This is a genomic window from Kribbella sp. NPDC004875, assembly GCF_042873375.1.
In the GTDB taxonomy this organism is placed as follows: domain Bacteria; phylum Actinomycetota; class Actinomycetes; order Propionibacteriales; family Kribbellaceae; genus Kribbella.
This window is the reverse complement of record NZ_JBIALI010000002.1, coordinates 886,268-903,381: the sequence shown is the minus strand read 5'-3', so window position 1 is coordinate 903,381 and position 17,114 is coordinate 886,268. Positions and strand designations below refer to the sequence as shown.

Annotated in this window: 14 protein-coding genes; 5 read left to right on the top strand and 9 right to left on the bottom strand. The window is 70.4% G+C overall.

Annotated features, from left to right (window positions below; all coding sequences use genetic code 11):
• The first annotated feature begins 138 nt into the window (after nucleotides 1-138).
• Both ACFYRH_RS15340 and ACFYRH_RS15335 read left to right on the top strand, forming a co-directional pair.
• Nucleotides 139-6,642 carry a hypothetical protein gene (locus ACFYRH_RS15340; protein ID WP_387774151.1) on the top strand — a complete coding sequence of 2,168 codons (6,504 nt, stop codon included), beginning with the start codon at nucleotides 139-141 and terminating at the stop codon, nucleotides 6,640-6,642.
• Nucleotides 6,639-7,157 (top strand): hypothetical protein, encoded by a 519-nt coding sequence (locus ACFYRH_RS15335; RefSeq protein ID WP_387774148.1) that lies wholly within the window; start codon nucleotides 6,639-6,641, stop codon nucleotides 7,155-7,157. Before ACFYRH_RS15340 ends, ACFYRH_RS15335 begins: the two co-directional genes overlap by 4 nt.
• Here ACFYRH_RS15335 and ACFYRH_RS15330 read toward each other — a convergent pair.
• Genes ACFYRH_RS15330 through ACFYRH_RS15290 form a run of 9 tightly spaced genes read right to left on the bottom strand, consistent with a single transcriptional unit; the run spans nucleotide 7,139 to nucleotide 14,351 of the window.
• Nucleotides 7,139-7,744, bottom strand: a complete 606-nt coding sequence (locus tag ACFYRH_RS15330; protein WP_387774145.1) for an acVLRF1 family peptidyl-tRNA hydrolase — start codon at nucleotides 7,742-7,744, stop codon at nucleotides 7,139-7,141. The genes ACFYRH_RS15335 and ACFYRH_RS15330 overlap by 19 nt on opposite strands.
• A 26-nt stretch (nucleotides 7,745-7,770) precedes the next feature.
• Entirely contained in the window at nucleotides 7,771-8,166 is a 396-nt protein-coding gene (locus tag ACFYRH_RS15325; RefSeq protein WP_387774142.1) for a metal-sulfur cluster assembly factor, read from the bottom strand.
• Nucleotides 8,159-8,617: a Fe-S cluster assembly sulfur transfer protein SufU gene (gene sufU, locus ACFYRH_RS15320; RefSeq protein ID WP_387774139.1), complete on the bottom strand. Its 459-nt coding sequence runs from the start codon at nucleotides 8,615-8,617 to the stop codon at nucleotides 8,159-8,161. Before sufU ends, ACFYRH_RS15325 begins: the two co-directional genes overlap by 8 nt.
• Nucleotides 8,618-8,620: 3 nt before the next feature.
• The gene (locus tag ACFYRH_RS15315) at nucleotides 8,621-9,877 is read right to left on the bottom strand and encodes a cysteine desulfurase (RefSeq protein WP_387774136.1); all 1,257 of its coding nucleotides are present in this window, start codon (nucleotides 9,875-9,877) and stop codon (nucleotides 8,621-8,623) included.
• Nucleotides 9,874-10,638: a Fe-S cluster assembly ATPase SufC gene (gene sufC / locus ACFYRH_RS15310; protein WP_387774134.1), complete on the bottom strand. Its 765-nt coding sequence runs from the start codon at nucleotides 10,636-10,638 to the stop codon at nucleotides 9,874-9,876. Before sufC ends, ACFYRH_RS15315 begins: the two co-directional genes overlap by 4 nt.
• A gap of 23 nt (nucleotides 10,639-10,661) precedes the next feature.
• Nucleotides 10,662-11,000, bottom strand: coding sequence for a non-heme iron oxygenase ferredoxin subunit (locus ACFYRH_RS15305; RefSeq protein WP_387774131.1), 339 nt, complete (start codon nucleotides 10,998-11,000; stop codon nucleotides 10,662-10,664).
• Nucleotides 10,997-12,217 (bottom strand): Fe-S cluster assembly protein SufD, encoded by a 1,221-nt coding sequence (gene sufD, locus ACFYRH_RS15300; protein WP_387774129.1) that lies wholly within the window; start codon nucleotides 12,215-12,217, stop codon nucleotides 10,997-10,999. The genes ACFYRH_RS15305 and sufD overlap by 4 nt, the downstream gene beginning before the upstream one ends.
• On the bottom strand, nucleotides 12,217-13,629 hold the full coding sequence (gene sufB, locus ACFYRH_RS15295; RefSeq protein ID WP_387774126.1) for a Fe-S cluster assembly protein SufB: 1,413 nt from the start codon (nucleotides 13,627-13,629) through the stop codon (nucleotides 12,217-12,219). Before sufB ends, sufD begins: the two co-directional genes overlap by 1 nt.
• Nucleotides 13,626-14,351, bottom strand: coding sequence for a helix-turn-helix transcriptional regulator (locus ACFYRH_RS15290; RefSeq protein WP_387774123.1), 726 nt, complete (start codon nucleotides 14,349-14,351; stop codon nucleotides 13,626-13,628). The genes sufB and ACFYRH_RS15290 overlap by 4 nt, the downstream gene beginning before the upstream one ends.
• Before the next feature lie 163 nt (nucleotides 14,352-14,514).
• On the opposite strand from ACFYRH_RS15290, the gene ACFYRH_RS15285 reads away from it, so the two are divergent.
• The 3 genes from ACFYRH_RS15285 to ACFYRH_RS15275 are packed head-to-tail and all read left to right on the top strand — an operon-like array spanning nucleotide 14,515 to nucleotide 16,965.
• Nucleotides 14,515-15,234, top strand: coding sequence for an ABC transporter ATP-binding protein (locus ACFYRH_RS15285; protein WP_387774120.1), 720 nt, complete (start codon nucleotides 14,515-14,517; stop codon nucleotides 15,232-15,234).
• Entirely contained in the window at nucleotides 15,234-16,019 is a 786-nt protein-coding gene (locus tag ACFYRH_RS15280; protein WP_387774117.1) for an ABC transporter permease, read from the top strand. The genes ACFYRH_RS15285 and ACFYRH_RS15280 overlap by 1 nt, the downstream gene beginning before the upstream one ends.
• A gap of 19 nt (nucleotides 16,020-16,038) precedes the next feature.
• The gene (locus tag ACFYRH_RS15275; RefSeq protein WP_387775300.1) at nucleotides 16,039-16,965 is read left to right on the top strand and encodes a heme A synthase; all 927 of its coding nucleotides are present in this window, start codon (nucleotides 16,039-16,041) and stop codon (nucleotides 16,963-16,965) included.
• Nucleotides 16,966-17,114: the final 149 nt, after the last annotated feature.

Sequence of the window (17,114 nt, the reverse complement as noted above, 5' to 3'; positions counted from 1 at the left end):
TGACAAAGCCCACCGGCAATTGTTAACTCCTTCGGTGGGATATCTATCTACCAATTGAACAGAAGGTTGCTAATCTCCCGATCCAGAGCATCCGGTGACAGACGGTGAGTCCCGGCGTCCGGAACGGGGAGATCTGCGGTGACGTCTGCGGTGAGCACGGAGGGCAGCCCGCAGTCCCGCGCGCGCCGCGCCCTCGGGCTCGCGTTCGGCGTCGTGGCTCCCGATGCGCTCGCTCTCCGGGACGGCACCGTCCGGCTGCGGGACTCGCGCGAGCGACTGGCGCGGAAGGCTTTGCGTCGGCTCGAACGGCGGCTGGCCCGGCGGGCCGCCGATGTCAGCGACGACCGGTTGCTGGCCGAGGCGGTGGCGTTCGTCGGCGCCGAGCTCGACAGGAACCGCGGTGGGGCGCCGGCCGATGGTGCGACCGCAGCGCTCGACTCGTTGCTCGATCTGCCGGGTCTGCCCGCGGAGCAGGAGTCCGAGGCTCGGGCGCTGTTGCAGGACGTGCTGGACGGCAACCGGCTGGACACCGAGGCCGATCTCCGGCGACTGGCCACCGCACGCGCTCCCCAGGACGGGCTCGGCCGGCCCTTCGCAGCAGATCTCGTCCGCTCCGCAACCTCCCTGAACCGCGACATCGAGCAACTCTCGCGGACCACACCGCCAACGCTCCGCCCAACCGACCGCCCCCGACGCCCGGTCGGCGACCTCCACCGACCCGCCGGCCCCGGTACCAACACCCCAAAGGTCGAAGGGTCGAGTCGTGGGTTCTTCGGGTGGGTTCGGGCGTTGGTCAGCGACACTCGGGCGGCGGCGGGGCGGTATCGCGCGGAGCGGGATCGGCGGGCGGAAGCGCAGTACGAGGAGTTTCGGCAGCTGAGTGCCGAGTGGCGTGAGACGCAGGCGGGTGCCGGCGTACGGCCGCGTGGCGACATCGAGCGGGACCTGACGAACCTGTCGCAGACGATCCGCAGCGGTGGGCACCCGGCGCCGAGCGTCCCGTGGGACGGGGTGCAGGTCGTCGCACCGGATCGCACGCAGGAATCGGCGATCACGCCCGCGGAACGCTTCCAGGCACGGGTACGCCGTCAGGTCCGCGATCTCGAGACGGCAGCCGCTGACCACGAGCACCGCGCCGAGGTGCGGACAGCGAGCGCCGAGGCGGCGCGTCGGCAAGCTGCCGCGTTGTACGCACAGGCCGACGAGCAGGCCGAGGCCAAGGACGCCTCCTCCGGCGAGCGCGCCCGCCGGCTCCGGGTCCGCGCCGTCGCCCGGCTCCGAGTCGCCGACCGGCACGTCCAGATCGCCACTTCCTGCACGGCCGCTGCCGAGCAGGCCCGCACCGCCGCCGACGCGAACCGAGCCCTGCTCGCAGCCACGACGGCCGCAGGCACGACGCCCGAGGGCACCGCGATCGCAGCCGAGGCTGTGGAGGAGGTGCGGGCGTACGAGCGGGCGAGTGCGGCGACGTTGCCGGCTGTGGATGTGCAGCACAATGGCCTGCCCTCCGGTCGGCTCCCCCACCTGACCAAGCTCAGCGAGGAGCTGAACGCGGCGCTCGCCGAGCGCGGCTCGACGTACCGCTTCACGCCGGACTTTCTGCACCGCACCCTGCGCGGCGAAAGCCGTCGGGTGCTCTCACCCGACGGCATGGTGCTGACGATCGGCAACGACCCGCGCGCCGACGCCGGCCGCCTCGTCCAGATCCACCTGCGGCTCGATCCCGGCGAACTGCAGGAGGTGCTCGACAGCCCGATCGTCTTCGACGAGGCCCAGGTCGGTCAGGTGGTCCAGGCCGGCCACAGCGTCACCACCGCCGCGATGCAGAACAGCGGTACGACGGTCGGTGCCGGCCTCCGCACCGTGACCCAGATGCTGCCGCCCACGAGCAAGCTGAAAGCCGTCGCCGCCCTCGTCTCCCCCGGCGTCGAGGTCAGCACCGGCCGCGGCCACACGGACAGCGGAGGCGCGACCGAGACCGCCCAGACCGGTGCGGTCGAGGCGCTCCGCGGCGAGTTCCTGCGGTATCGCTCGACGCGACCGCGCTGGAACTGGCAGATCCGCGAGTCGGCAGCCGCCGAGTGGTCACCAGTGCACGTCGTCGACTCGGGCACCGACCGCGACGCGGCCACGCTCGACCTCGGTTTCATCCACACCTACACCGTCCCGCCGCCGACCGAGACGACCGATCTGCAGACGCTCGGGCTGGCCTCGGAACGCAGTACGGCGATGCCCGAGCACATGGCCACGCGGGTCGACGGGCTCAACGACCTCTGCGACCGGACGATGCGCGAGCTGCAGCAGCGCCTCGGTCCGCTCGACCGCGTCGGTCACGACCGGCTGCGCAGTCTGATCGCCGAGGACGGGATGATCCGGCTCGACGAGACGACGCAGCCCGGAGGTGTCTGGCGGCTGATCACGAACGGCGGCAAGCCGGTGGCCTGGGCCCAGCTCGAGACCGTCGCGGACCTGGAGTCCGCCGAGCTGGTCAGTGACAGCTCGCCGGACCACAAGCTGGAGGTCTGGCGGGTCGGCAACTCCGGCTCCTCCGGAGCCCAGGCCGTCAACTCCACGCGCACGCTGGGCGCGACGGTCAGCACGGCGCTGTCCGACATCGGCTCGAGTACGGCGGACCTCGGCCCCGGGCTGCGTGCCGGGCGGAACACCACAGTCGAGGACACGGCGTCGACCGCCGACCTGGGCAGTCGTTGGAGTACCCAACGGATCGCGCCGACGGTCGGCGTCAAGATGCGGCTGCGGCACAAGGTGACCGTGCACCGCCTCGACCGCGGCGGTTCGTTCTCGACCGACGGCGAGGGCGTCGCCTGCCTGCGGATGGCCGAGCGCGACGCGTTCCGCTACGGCCTCCCGGTGCCGGCGGACGCTCTGGTCCGCGATGCCGACGGTGCTCCGCAGCGCGGTCCCGATGGCCGGCTGCTGCTGCGCGGAGACCCGCATCCGACCGACCTGCCGCTGGAGCTCCCGCCCTGGCTCGGCAACGGCCCGGGCCAGTTGCGCGGTGCCGGACCGGCGATGATCCGCGAGCTCACCGGCGCCGACGAGGCGCTGCGCGGTTTCCTCGCCCATCTGCAGAACGAGGACCTGCTCCCGCCGCTCGACGAGAACGGTCATCCGTTGCCGGCCGAACTCGCCGGTCTCGACCCGGCCCTCCAGCTGAGCCGGACCGAGAACTGGGAACGTGCCCGTCAGCAGATCGCGAAGCACCGGCTGGAGACCGGCTACGACCACGCGGCGCAGGACCGGCTGACGTTCCAGCTCACCGAGCACCGGACCGGGCATCCGCCGCGGGTCCGGTCGTTCCAGATCTCGATCGAGCAGCACTTCGACCGCGCGACGCCGATCGGTCTGGCCGACAACGACATGGTCGTCAACGTCGACATCGGCGTGAGTACGTCGGGGCGCTCCACCACCCGGACGCGCAGCCTGCCGTGGTCCGCCCGGCTGGGTCTGACGAACGCGCCCGCCGACGGCCGGTCCGGCGCGACGCCGAAGTTGGGTGTGTCGCTCGGCCGCTCCTCGCGCGGTCGCTCCCTCGGCGGGTCGACGACCCGGAGCGCGTACCGGATGACGGTGGCCGAGTCGGGCTCGCGGGTCGCGGTGTTCGACGTACCGCACACGATCCGGATCAGCGAGATCCTCAGTGACGGGTCGACCGTTCCGGTGGCCGAGTCCGAGGGCAGCGCGCGGGTCTGGCTCGACAGCGAGTTCTGTGGTCCGGCCGAGCCGGCCGAGCTCTCGGTCCCGGGCCGGGTCGATCCCGGACTGTTGCAGACGGCAACGATCCAGCACGCCGACGCCCGTAACCCGATCAAGCGGCTGACGGACGCCGTACCCAGTCTCGGCCGGGGTGACAGCGCGGCGCTGCACCACCTCAGCGGCTTCCTCGCGCCGCGGAACCTGATCTCGCGACCGGAGCTGCTCACCACGGAGTACCGCACCGCCTTGGTGGTCACTCCGGCGCCGTCGACCCCGCTCGAGGCTGTGCGGCAGCGCGGTCTCACACCACAGCGAAGCACCCTGACCGTCAGCACGCGCGTCGAGAATCTCCGGTACGTCGGCAGCGGGTCGCCGATCCTCGCCGAGCTGAACCTGACGATCGCGACCACGAGCAGTTCGTCAGGCGTCTCGACCGGCGCGACGGCCGGTGTCAACGCGGGCACCGGCTCGGTGTCGGCCGACGGGCAGTCGCACGGCGGCGCGCTCGGGCTGACCCGATCGACCACCGTCTCGTCGAGCGCGTCCCAGTCGGCCACCACCGGCGTCGAGCGGACGCTGATGCGCGACGGGCAGCACTACCAGTTCACCGGCGACCTCGTCATGGAGGCGCAGCTCCGCGCCGGCGGCGCCAAGCCGCGCGCGATCCCGCTGGAGACCGGCGCCGTCGTCCTCACGCTCCCGGAGCGCGACGCGCTGCGGCTGTACGGGCGGGGCGAGCTGGACCTCCCACCACGCCAGGTCGCCGACGCCGTCGAACGGCTGCTGAACGGCAATCTCGAACTCCCCCGGCGGACGACGATCGCAGTGGTACGGCGCTACAAAGGCGTGCGCGAGGACGCGGGCCCGCTCGCTGCCGAACACACCAACGAGCGGTTGATGGCCAAGCTCCTGACGGAGAAGCACCCGGTCGACGAGCGACTGGACGCCGTACTGAACTCCGCCGAGAAGTTGGCCCGGCTGTCGCGCGAGCCGAACGTCCCGCCGCACTACCGGCAGTCGATGGCCGCCGCGCAGGTCGTGCGAGCGACCCTGAACGACAAGGACGGCAACCCGACCGACATCTTCCGGGAAGTGTCCGCGGCGGTCGAGGAGCACTCCCCGCAGGCGATGGACGACCCGGTCCTGATCAGCGCTCTGCGCGGCGACTTCGCCGGGACCCGCTGGCGCAACGAGCTCGACGACATGCTCGACCCGCGCGGCTTCGTCCGTGAGCTCCCGGTCCGCGACGGTACGTCGACCCGCAACGTCCGCGTCCGGGTACGGCTCCGGTTCACCGGCCCGATGTCGCGGGAGCGGGACGGCAACGACGGCGAGAGCGGCAACGGCTTCAACCTGAGCCAGCACTGGGCACTACGTGAACAGAACCGCAGCGTCACCGAGAGCACGTCGTACGGCGGAACTCTCGAGGTCTCCGGCTCCGACGGGATGTCGGGGTCGGCCGGGGCCGGCGCGGACCTCGGGACGTCGACGACCGCGTCGACCAGCGAGATGAACACCCGGATCAGCACCGGTCTGGCGATCGCGACCGGCCGGGTCAAGCGGGACTACCAGGTGATCGTCGAGGTCGAGGACTCGGCGGCCCCGGGGGGTCCGGCGACGCGCCCCGCGACCCGCCGGGAAGCGACCGGCAAGATGCGGATCTCCGTGCCGACCCCCGTGTTCGACTCGGTGCCGCCGAGCCACGGCCCGGAGGTCTCCGATCATCGGTCCGTCGTCCTGCCGGGCAACTACCTGGTCGAGACGACCCAGCCGTACCGGACCGGCGAGGCCGCCGAGAACGCCCTGTTCGACGCGGCGTACGAACGCCTCGGTCGACCGGACATGCTGGGCACCGCCGGCGTGCAGGCGCACAGCGCGACGCTGGAGTCGGCGCTCGGCGGCGGCAGCCGGCTGGTCGCGTTCCAGGAGATGGCCGGTACGTCGGGCTACGAACTCGTCCCGCTCGCCATCCCCGGGCAGACCGCCCGGGTGGTCTCCGTCCGGGTCCGCGCGGAGGTCTCCGGCCTCGAGCTCGTGTCGAGGCCGGCCAAAGGGGCGACCACCCAGCTGGGTGAGAACACTCGTGAGCTGCGGGTCGCCCAACTCACTGCCCGCAGCAACCATGTGCTCCCCGGCTCCGGGACGATCGGCGGCACTACGCCAGGCGGTGAGCTCACCGCGAGCGCCAGCACGAGCCGGAGGGTCAGCGAGCAGGACACCGGCACGGTCGGCGCCCGGCACGAGACCGGCGCGTACGAGTCCGGGCAGGTCGTCACGGTCAAGGTGTCCGTCGACTACCACCTCGACGTCCAGCGGCTCCGGCTCGGCCGGCGCAGTCAGCCTCGCGTCGAACGCTCCGATACCGTGCACCGCGCGGCATCCGGCGAGGCGTACCTGACGATGTTCCGGCACGAGTACGACGCGATGCGGGCCCGGATGGAGGCCGGCCAGGAACAAACGACTCCGGCGCGCCGCGTCCGGACCGTCCAGGTGACGGCGACGGCCGACGAGCAGCACCCGTACCAGCCGCTGGTCGGCGCGCTCGAGCAGGCGCGTCGCGACGACGTCAAGATCCGGCTGACGCTCCGCACCGAGGACGGCCGACGGACCGTGTACGTCGCGCACCCGAACGGCACGATGACGAGCAGGACCGACAGTGCGTTCGCCAAGGCGTTCGCGACCCTGCACCCGCGACTCGCGCTGCTCGCCGAAGGCCGCGTCGACCTGCGCGACCTGTACACGCCCGACGCTCCCCCACGACAGTTCACCAGCGCGGTCGTCGACGCGCTGCAGCAACGCGGTATCCCGGCCGCCGTGCTCGCCGAGACCGACTCACACCTGCGCCACGACACGGACGAGAAGACGAGCGCTCCGGCACGCCGGGGCCACACGGCCAACCCCGCGACCGGGATGACGATCCAATGACCGGCTACGACCCGCGGTACGCGATCGCCCGGACGCCGACCGAGGTGATGCTGTACCTCGACCTCACGCCGTGCCCGGACTGCGGCTCACACGAGGCCGCCTGGGCGGACCGCCGTACGGAAGTCGACGGCGAACCGGTGATCAGGTACGCCGGTGCCTGTGCCGGCTGCGGCGCGCAGCGGGAGTACCTGTTCTCCCCGCCGTCGAACGAATCCGCGGCCTTCGGTGGATCGGAGCCGTCCGAGCTGATCGACGCCGGTCAGTGGTTGGCGGTCGCCGACCGGATCGCCGGTGAGGTCGCGGTCGGCGATCGGTCAGCGGCGGCGCGCAGGGTGATGGCACTTGCCCGCCAAGCGGTCGAGGAGGTCGTGAAGTTCGTCCCGGCGGACCTGGACGCGGTCCCGGACGACGCGTTCTGGACCGCCGACGGGCGCGCCACGCGGGCGCTCGATCCCGGACGCTTCCGGCTGGAGCGGCTGCTGGTGATCCGGGACAGCTACACCGACTCGGTCTGATCGATCTCGATCCGGATCGCCTGCGCGTCCACGCCGGCCTGCTCGAGCACCTTCTGCTTCGGATCCGGAACGCCGAGGAACGGCGACCGCACCAGACCGGCGAGCTCCTTCAGCCGGGGATCCTCGAGCACGGTGTCGACCGCCCGCCGGTCTCCCCCGCACACCAGCACGTCCAGCCTCGCCGGCGCAAGGATCCGGACGGCCACCTCGGTCGCGGCCGCGAACGCCTCCCGGGCCTGGTTGTCCCGCCGTCGCGCGTACCGCTGCTGCGACCAGCCACCGGCCTTCGTCGTCCCCTGCACGTGCCGTGAACCGACCTTGGAATCCAGCAGCTTGCCCCCGGCAAACACCCCGGCGCCGTAGCCACCGCGCCGGACCAGCAGGACGCCGAGCCGGCGGTCGGCCAGGACATGCGCGACGAGCCCCTCGCGGGTCAGTTCCGCGAGGGGCTCGAAGGGCACGGTGATGACGGCCGTCGAGCCGTCCTCAGCAGTCAACGTGACAGTTGCGGGCGTCACGTCGTACCGCACCGTGCCGTGGCGCTCACCGAAGCCGTCCAGCCACCTGTCCAGTCGGCCCGGCGCCACCGAAACAGTGCGCGTTCGAGGGTTCGTCACACGTTGAAGCCGAGCGCCCGCAGCTGGTCGCGACCGTCGTCGGTGATCTTCTCCGGGCCCCACGGCGGCATCCAGACCCAGTTGATCCGGAAGTCGTTGACGAGACCGTCGAGCGCCATCCGGGTCTGGTCCTCGATCACGTCGGTCAGCGGGCAGGCCGCCGACGTCAGCGTCATGTCGATGATCGCCGTGCTGGTGTCGTCCACGGTGATGCCGTAGATCAGCCCCAGGTCGACCACGTTGATCCCGAGCTCGGGGTCGACGACGTCCTTGAGCGCCTCGGTCACGTCCTCGACCTTGGCCGGCGACGTCCCGGTCCCGGCCTGCGCCGCCTGTGCAGCCTCCAGGTCGACCTCGGGCAGCTCGATCTTCTCGTCCGTCTGGTCAGCCATTGCTCACTCCATCTCTCGCGGCCAGCGCCTGGGCCGTGGCGTCCCGCCATGCGGACCAGCCCAGCAGTGCACACTTCACCCGGGCCGGGAACTGCGCGACGCCGGCGAACGCGACGCCGTCCTCCAGCACCTCTTCGTCCGGTTCGACGTTCCCCCGGCCCTGCATCAGTTCGAGGAACTTCTCGTACGTCGCCATCCCCTCGGCGACCGGCTTGCCGATCACCAGGTCCGACATCACCGACGTCGCGGCCTGGCTGATCGAGCACCCGACGCTCGAGTGCGTGACACCCTTCACGGTGTCACCGTCGAGCTCGACCCGGAGCGTGACCTCGTCCCCGCAGGACGGGTTCACGTGGTGCACCTCCACGTCGTACGGGTCCGCGAGCCCGGAGTGGTGCGGGCTGCGGTAGTGATCCAGGATGATCTCCTGGTAGAGGCTGTCGAGCTGCATGTATCAGTCCACCTTGAAGAAGCTTCGGACGAACCCGAGGCCGTCGACGAGCGCGTCGATCTCCTCGGGAGTCGTGTACAGGTAGAAAGACGCCCTGGTCGACGATTGCATTCCGAACCGCTCGTGCACCGGCCGCGCGCAGTGATGCCCGGCGCGGACCGCGATGCCGCGGGTGTCCAGCACGGTCGACACGTCGTGCGGGTGGACGCCGTCCAGCTCGAAGCTGATCGCGCCGCCGTGGTCCTTGGCGTCGGTCGGGCCGAGCAGCTTGAGGCCCGGGACCGTCTTCAGCCCCTCCAGCGCGTACTCGACGATCGCGTGCTCGTGGGCCGCGATCTTGTCCATCCCGATCCCGGACAGGTAGTCCAGGGCCGCACCGAGCCCGACCGCCTGCGCGATCGGCGGCGTACCGGCCTCGAACCGGGCCGGCGGCGGGGCGTACGTCGACCCGGTCATCCGCACCACCTCGATCATCTCGCCACCACCGAGGAACGGCGGCAGCGAGGCGAGCAGGTCGTAGCGTCCCCAGAGCACACCGATGCCGGTCGGGCCGACCGCCTTGTGCCCGGTGAAGACCAGGAGGTCGGCGCCGAGCGTGGAGACATCGACCGGGAACTGCGGAACCGCCTGCGACGCGTCCACGACCACGGTCGCGCCGACCGCGTGCGCCTTGGCGGCGATGTCGCTGATCGGGTTGATCGTGCCGAGCGCGTTCGACACCCAGGTCAGGGCGACGACCTTGGTGTTCTCGGTCAGCAGCTCCTCGATGTTGCTGGTGTCGAGCCGGCCGTCCTCGGTGACGCCGAACCACTTCAGCGTCGCGCCGGTCCGCTCACACGCGAGCTGCCACGGGACGATGTTGCTGTGGTGCTCCATCTCGGAGATCACCACGACATCGCCCGGCTTCAGCGACGCGCCCAGCGTGTGCGCGGCCAGGTTGAGCGCCTCGGAGGCGTTCTTGGTGAAGACGATCTCGTCCCGCGACGGCGCCCCGAGGAACGCCGCCACCTTGTCCCGGCCACCCTCGTACGCCGCGGTCGCCTCGGCACCGAGCTGGTGCATGGCCCGGGCGACGTTCGCGTTGTGCTTGAGGTAGTGGTCCTCGATCGCCTGGACGACCTGGCGCGGCTTCTGTGAGGAGTTCGCCGAGTCCAGGTAGACCAGCGGGAACCCGCCCGCGAGCTCGCGGGACAGGATCGGGAAGTCCGCCCGGACCGACTGCAGGTCCAAGGGACTGCTGAACGTCCGGGCGTTGGTCACTTGGACGCGCCTGCCTTCAGGAACCGCTCGTAGCCGTTGGCCTCGAGCTCCTCGGCCAGCTCCGGGCCACCCTCTTCGGCGACGCGGCCGTCGACGAAGACGTGCACGAAGTCCGGCTTGATGTAGCGCAGGATCCGCGTGTAGTGGGTGATCAGCAGGATGCCCTTGTCGCCCTGGCCGGCGAACCGGTTGACGCCCTCGGAGACGATCTTCAGCGCGTCGATGTCGAGGCCGGAGTCGGTCTCGTCGAGGATCGCGATCTTCGGGTTCAGCAGCTCCAGCTGGACGATCTCGTGGCGCTTCTTCTCACCACCGGAGAAGCCCTCGTTGACGTTGCGCTGCGCGAACTCGGGGTCCATCTGCAGGTCGCCGAGCGCGGTGTTGACGTCCTTCACCCAGGTCCGCAGCTTCGGCGCCTCGCCGTCGATCGCGGTCTTCGCGGTCCGCAGGAAGTTCGCCACCGACACCCCCGGCACCTCGACCGGGTACTGCATCGCCAGGAACAGACCGGCCCGGGCGCGCTCGTCGACGGACATGTCCAGCACGTCCTCGCCGTCCAGCGTCACGCTGCCGCCGGTGATGTTGTACTTCGGGTGCCCGGCGATCGAGTACGCCAGCGTCGACTTGCCGGAACCGTTCGGGCCCATGATCGCGTGCGTCTGACCACCGGCGATGGTCAGGTCGACGCCGCGCAGGATCTGCTTCGGGCCGGCCTCGGTGTCGACCGACACCTGCAGGTCGCGAATCTCGAGTGTCGCCATGAGTATCTCTATCTCCGTCGGATTTACAGGGAAGCTTGGTTGATGGGGTTCTTCACGTCCACGAGGACGTCGTCGCCGTAGAGGCGGACCGGGTAGATCGGCACCGGGTCGTACGCCGGCAGGCTGGTCGGCTCACCGGTGCGCAGGTCGAAGCGCGACCCGTGCAGCCAGCACTCGATCTCGCACTCGCCGACGTCACCCTCGGACAGCTGGATCTGCGCGTGCGAGCACTCGTCCCGCACCGCGAAGTACTGTCCCTCGCTCTTCACGACCGCGACCTCGACACCGCCGACCTCGACCGGGATCACTCCCTCGTCGGGGACGTCGGCGGCAGCGCAGGCGCGCTCGAACGTGTCGCTCACTTGCCGACGACCGCCTCTTCGCCCGACAGGCGCAGCGCGGACTCGCTCAGCTCCGCGGCCCGGGCGAGCTTCTCCTCGATCACGTCGTGCAGGTGGTCGGAGACCTCGCCGACGCCGATCTTGCCGATGATGTCGTTGAAGAAGCCGGCCACCACGAGCCGCCGCGCGGCGTCCTCGGGGATACCGCGGGCCTGCAGGTAGAACAGCTGCTCGTCGTCGAACCGGCCGGTCGCGGACGCGTGTCCCGCGCCCTCGATCTCACCGGTCTCGATCTCCAGGTTCGGCACCGAGTCGGCGCGGGCGCCGTCGGTGAGCACCAGGTTCCGGTTCAGCTCGAAAGTGTCGGTGCCTTCGGCCGCGGCCCGGATCAGCACGTCGCCGATCCACACCGAGCGGGCGTTGTCGCCGGCCAGCGCACCCTTGTAGAGCACGTTGCTCTTGCAGTGCGTGGCCTCGTGGTCGACGAACAGCCGGTGCTCGTGGTGCTGGCCGGACTCGGCGAAGTACACGCCGACGAGTTCGGCGTCGCCACCCGGTCCGGCGTACCGGACGTTGGTGCCGATCCGGACGATCTTGCCGCCGAGCGTGACCGCGACGTGGTGCAGTCGCGCGTCCCGGCCGACCAGCGCGTCGTGCTGAGCCAGGTGGATCGACTCGTGGTCGCCCTGCTGGATCGAGACGACCCGCAGGTCCGCACCGTCGCCGACCGAGATCTCGACGTTGCCGCTGAGCTCACCGGCGCCGGTGTGGTCGATGATCACGATCGACTTGCTGTGCCGGCCGGCCTCGACGATCAGGTGACTGAAGCCGCGACCGCCGAGGCTCGCGACGTTCACGTGCACCGGCTCGGTCAGCTCGGCCTCGACCGGGATCCGGACCGCGAGCGCCTCGGGCGCCTGGTTCCAGGCGACCGCGGCGGACCGGTCCTGCGGCGTACCGACCTTCAGCGCGTCGGCGGCGACCGTCTCGATCACCACGCCCTCCGGACCGGAGGCGTCGATCTTCGGGGTCTCGGTGCCGGCCGCGTCCTCGAACAGGGCCTTCAACTGCTTGACCGGGGTGAAGCGCCACTCCTCCTCGCGCCCGTTCGGGACCGCGAAGTCGGCCACGTCGTACGACGTCGGCCGCTCGCTCCGCGCCTGGAGCGGGACCGGGGAACCCGGCCCGTGCGAATGCGCCTTGTTGCCGGTAGCAACAAGCGTTTCAGCGGACGACATCAGCCGACGGCCCCTTCCATCTGCAGCTCGATCAAACGGTTCAGTTCCAGCGCGTACTCCATCGGGAGCTCGCGGGCGATCGGCTCGATGAAGCCGCGGACGATCATCGCCATCGCCTCGTCCTCGGCCATGCCCCGGCTCATCAGGTAGAAGAGCTGGTCGTCGCTGACCTTGGACACGGTCGCCTCGTGCCCCATCGCCACGTCGTCCTCGCGGACGTCGACGTACGGGTAGGTGTCCGAACGGCTGATGGTGTCGACCAGCAGCGCGTCACAGCGCACCGTGGACTTGCTGTGGTGCGAACCCGGCGCCACCTCGACCAGACCGCGGTACGACGTCCGGCCGCCACCGCGGGCCACCGACTTCGACACGATCGAGCTGGAGGTGTACGGCGCGTTGTGCACCATCTTGGAGCCGGCGTCCTGGTGCTGGCCCTCGCCCGCGAACGCGACCGACAGTGTCTCGCCCTTCGCGTGCTCGCCCATCAGGTACACGGCCGGGTACTTCATCGTCACCTTGGAGCCGATGTTGCCGTCGATCCACTCCATCGTCGCGCCCTCCTCGCAGGTGGCGCGCTTGGTGACCAGGTTGTAGACGTTGTTCGACCAGTTCTGGATCGTCGTGTAGCGGCAGCGGGCGCCCTTCTTCACGATGATCTCGACGACCGCGGAGTGCAGCGAGTCCGACTTGTAGATCGGCGCCGTGCAGCCCTCGACGTAGTGCACGTAGGCACCCTCGTCGACGATGATCAGCGTCCGCTCGAACTGGCCCATGTTCTCGGTGTTGATCCGGAAGTAGGCCTGCAGCGGGATGTCCACCTTGACGCCCTTGGGGACGTAGATGAACGAGCCGCCGGACCAGACCGCGGTGTTCAGCGAGGCGAACTTGTTGTCGCCGACCGGGATCACGGAGCCGAAGTACTCCTTGAAGAGCTCCGGGTGCTCCTTCAGGCCGGTGTCGGTGTCCAGGAAGATGACGCCCTGCTCCTCCAGGTCCTCACGGATCTGGTGGTAGACGACCTCCGACTCGTACTGCGCGGCGACACCGGCGACCAGGCGCTGCTTCTCCGCCTCCGGGATGCCGAGCTTGTCGTAGGTGTTCTTGATGTCCGGCGGCAGGTCCTCCCAGCTGGTGGCCTGCTTCTCGGTGGACCGGACGAAGTACTTGATGTTGTCGAAGTCGATCCCCGACAGGTCGGCGCCCCAGGACGGCATCGGCTTGCGGCCGAAGAGCTTCAGGCCCTTGAGTCGCAGCTCGAGCATCCACTCCGGCTCGTTCTTGAGGGTGGAGATGCCCCTCACCACGTCCTCGCTCAAGCCACGCTGGGCGACCGCGCCGGCGGCGTCGGAGTCGGACCAGCCGTACTGGTAGTTGCCGAGGCCTTCCAGTTCGGGGTGAGCGGTTTGCGTCATCGTGCAGTCCTCGCAGATTCGCCGTCGGTTACAGGGGTCACAGGGGTAGGACCCGGGATGTGCGTCGTACAGACACCGTCGCCGTGGGCGATGGTGGCCAGTCGCTGTACGTGCTTGCCGAGGAGTCTCGAGAACACCTCGGTCTCGGCCTCGCACAGCTGGGGGAACTGCTCGGCCACGTGCGCGACCGGGCAGTGGTGCTGGCAGAGCTGGGCGCCGTGGCCCGCCTCCGCCGTCGAAGCCGCGTACCCGTCGGCCGTCAGGGCCTGGGCGAGCGCTTGCGCCTTCTTGCCCTCGGGAGCCTGCGCCAGCTGCTCCCGGTACCGCTCCTCCACCTCGGCGACCCGGCGCCGGGCGAACTCCGCCACCGCGTCGTCACCGCCGGCCTCGGCGATGAAGCGCATCGCGGTCGTCGCGAGGTCGTCGTACGCCTGGTGGAAGGCGTGCCGGCCGGTGTCGGTCAGCACGAACACCTTCGCCGGGCGGCCACGGCCCCGCGGACCGTAGACCCGCTCCTCGCGGGACTCCACCAGACCCTCGTCGAGCAGGTGGTCGAGGTGCCGGCGAACCGCCGCCGGGGTCAGCTCCAGCCGCTCCGCCAGCACCGCGGCGCTGGACGGACCATTGGTCAGGATCGAGCGGGCGACCCGGTCCCGGGTGGACTCGTCCCGCGCACTGCCGGTGCCGTGGGACACGGCTCCGCTGCTCGCAGGATTTTTCACAACATCAGTGTCGCGTAAATACCGGGACCCTTCAAATAAGGGTCCCCTTAGCGGTTCCCGCGCTCACGCTGGACTCCGGGGGGAGGCGTGAGCGAGGTCACTTCCCCCCTCCCAACCCCGAGCGGAGCGAGGGTTCGTTCTTCCGGTTCTCTATGCTGCGGTTGTGCCAGTCGCGGTGGAGATCGACAACCTCGTCGTGCGGTACGGCGAGAAGACCGCGGTCGACGGTTTGAGTCTCACCGTAGCCGTCGGCGCGGTGACGGCCGTGCTCGGCCCGAACGGCGCCGGCAAGACCACGACCGTGGAGAGCTGTGAGGGGTTCCGGCGACCGGACTCCGGACGCGTCCGGGTGCTCGGGCTGGACCCGATCGCCGACCACGACGCGCTGATGCCGCGGATCGGCGTGATGCTCCAGGAGGGCGGTGCCTGGTCCGGTGTTCGCGCCGTCGAGATGCTCCGGTACGTCGCGACGCTGCACACCCACCCGCTCGACATCCCGGCGCTGGTCGAGCGCCTCGACCTCGGCAGCTGCGGCCGGACGCCGTACCGGCGGCTCTCGGGCGGGCAGAAGCAGCGGCTGTCGTTCGCGCTGGCGATCGTCGGCCGGCCGGAGATCGCGTTCCTCGACGAGCCGACCACGGGCCTCGACCCGCACGGGCGCCGGGAGATCTGGCAGTTGATCCGCGACCTGCGCGACGACGGCGTCACCGTCGTACTGACGACGCATGCGATGGACGAGGCCGAGCAGCTGTCCGACCAGGTGCACGTCGTGTCGGCCGGCAAGGTGATCGCCTCCGGCACCCCAGACTCGCTGACCGACCACCACACAAAGTCGCTCGAGGACGTGTACCTCGAGCTGACCGCGCCGAAGCGGGAGTCCTGATGAGCGCCGCCGCGACGTACGCCCCACAGCCCGGCAGTGCGCCCTGGCCACGGAAGGTGCTCGCACACACCCGGATGGAGTTCAAGCTGCTCGTCCGCAACGGTGAGCAACTGCTGCTGGCGCTGGTGATCCCGCTCGGCCTCCTGCTGCTGCTCGGCGGCACCGGCCTCGGCGAGCGCCTTCCGCTCGGTAGCGGCCACCCGATCGACGAAGCGGTCCCGCGGGTGCTCGCGCTCGCCGTCCTCTCGACGTCCTTCACCTCGCTCGCCATCGCCACCGGCTTCGAGCGCCGGTACGGCGTGATCAAGCGGCTCGGCGCCTCGCCGCTGTCCCGCACGGGTCTGCTGGCCGGGAAGATCGGCGCCGTCCTGATCGTCCAGGTGATCCAGCTCGCGGTGCTGATCGGGACCGGGTTCGCGCTCGGCTGGAAGCCCGTCGGCGGGTTCAACGCGGTCTTCGGGGTGATCCTCACGGTGCTCTGCGGCACCGCCGCGTTCGCGTCGCTAGGGCTGCTGATGGCCGGCGTACTGCGGGCCGAGGCGACGCTGGCCGCGGCCAACCTGCTCTACCTCCTGCTGCTCGTCGGCGGCGCGATCATGACGCCCGTGGACGAGTACCCGTCCGGCATGCAGGGCATCGTCCGGCTGCTGCCCAGCGCCGCGCTGGCGAACGGGATCGCGAACTCGACCGTCGAGGGCGTGATCCCGTGGGCCGCCGCGCTGTCGCTCGCGCTGTGGGCGGGTGTGCTGGGCTACCTGGTCTCCCGGACCTTCCGGTGGGACTGACCTTTAGAGTGTCCCGGTGATGACGACGGAGACCCCGCCTCGAGAAACCGAATCGGTCAGCCGCTTCTGGCGACTGGTGCCCGAGCCGAGCCTGGACGTCGTACGGCGCTGGGGCTGGGGCTCGGTGGTGGCGAACATCGGCATCGTGGTGACCGGTGGTCTGGTCCGGTTGACCGGGTCGGGGCTCGGCTGCCCGACGTGGCCGTCGTGCACCGACGAGTCCTACGTGCCGCATGCCGCGCTCGGCATCCACGGGGCGATCGAGTTCAGCAACCGGATGCTCGGGTTCGTGGTCGCGGTGATCGCGATCTGTACCTGGCTGGTCGTGATGCGGTACCGCCCGGTCCGGCACGACCTGCGCCGGCTGGCCACGGCCGCTGCGCTCGGGGTGCCGCTGCAGGCCGTGATCGGCGGCATCAGCGTGCTCACTGGGCTGAATCCGTGGATCGTGTCGGCGCACTTCCTGGTCTCGCCGATCATCATCACGCTGACGGTCTCGATGATGCGCCGCTCCCGCACCAGCCCGTACCCGCACACTCCCCCGGTCGTCCGCGCGCTGGCCACCGCGTCCGTGGTGGCGGTCTGGCTGACCGTTGCCCTCGGCACCATCGTGACCGGCGCCGGCCCCCACTCGGGCGACCCGGAGACCGGCCGCAACGGCTTCAACCCCGAGCTGGTCGCTCAGCTGCACGCGGACGTCGTGTTCGGTCTGCTCGGCATCACCATCGCGCTGGTGATCGCGACCCGCGTCACCGCCACCTCCCGAACACTCCGCAAACTCGCCGCGTGGCTCCTCGCGATCGAACTCCTGCAGGGCGTGGTCGGCTTCACCCAGTACTTCACCGGCCTCCCGTGGCCCGTAGTACTGGTCCACATGTTCCTGGCCGGCCTCCTGATCGCCCTGGTCACCGCCGTCTACGCCGAACGCGGCACACCCGCCACCTAGCCCCCTCCCCGCTCCCGCAACCCCCCCGGGGGGGGGGGGGCCCCCCCCAACCCCCCCCCCCCCCCCCCCAAAAAACAAATAAACACACAACAAAAAGGCGCCGCCCCCCCACAAACCCAACCCGCGGGGGGGGGCGCGGGGGGGAGAGG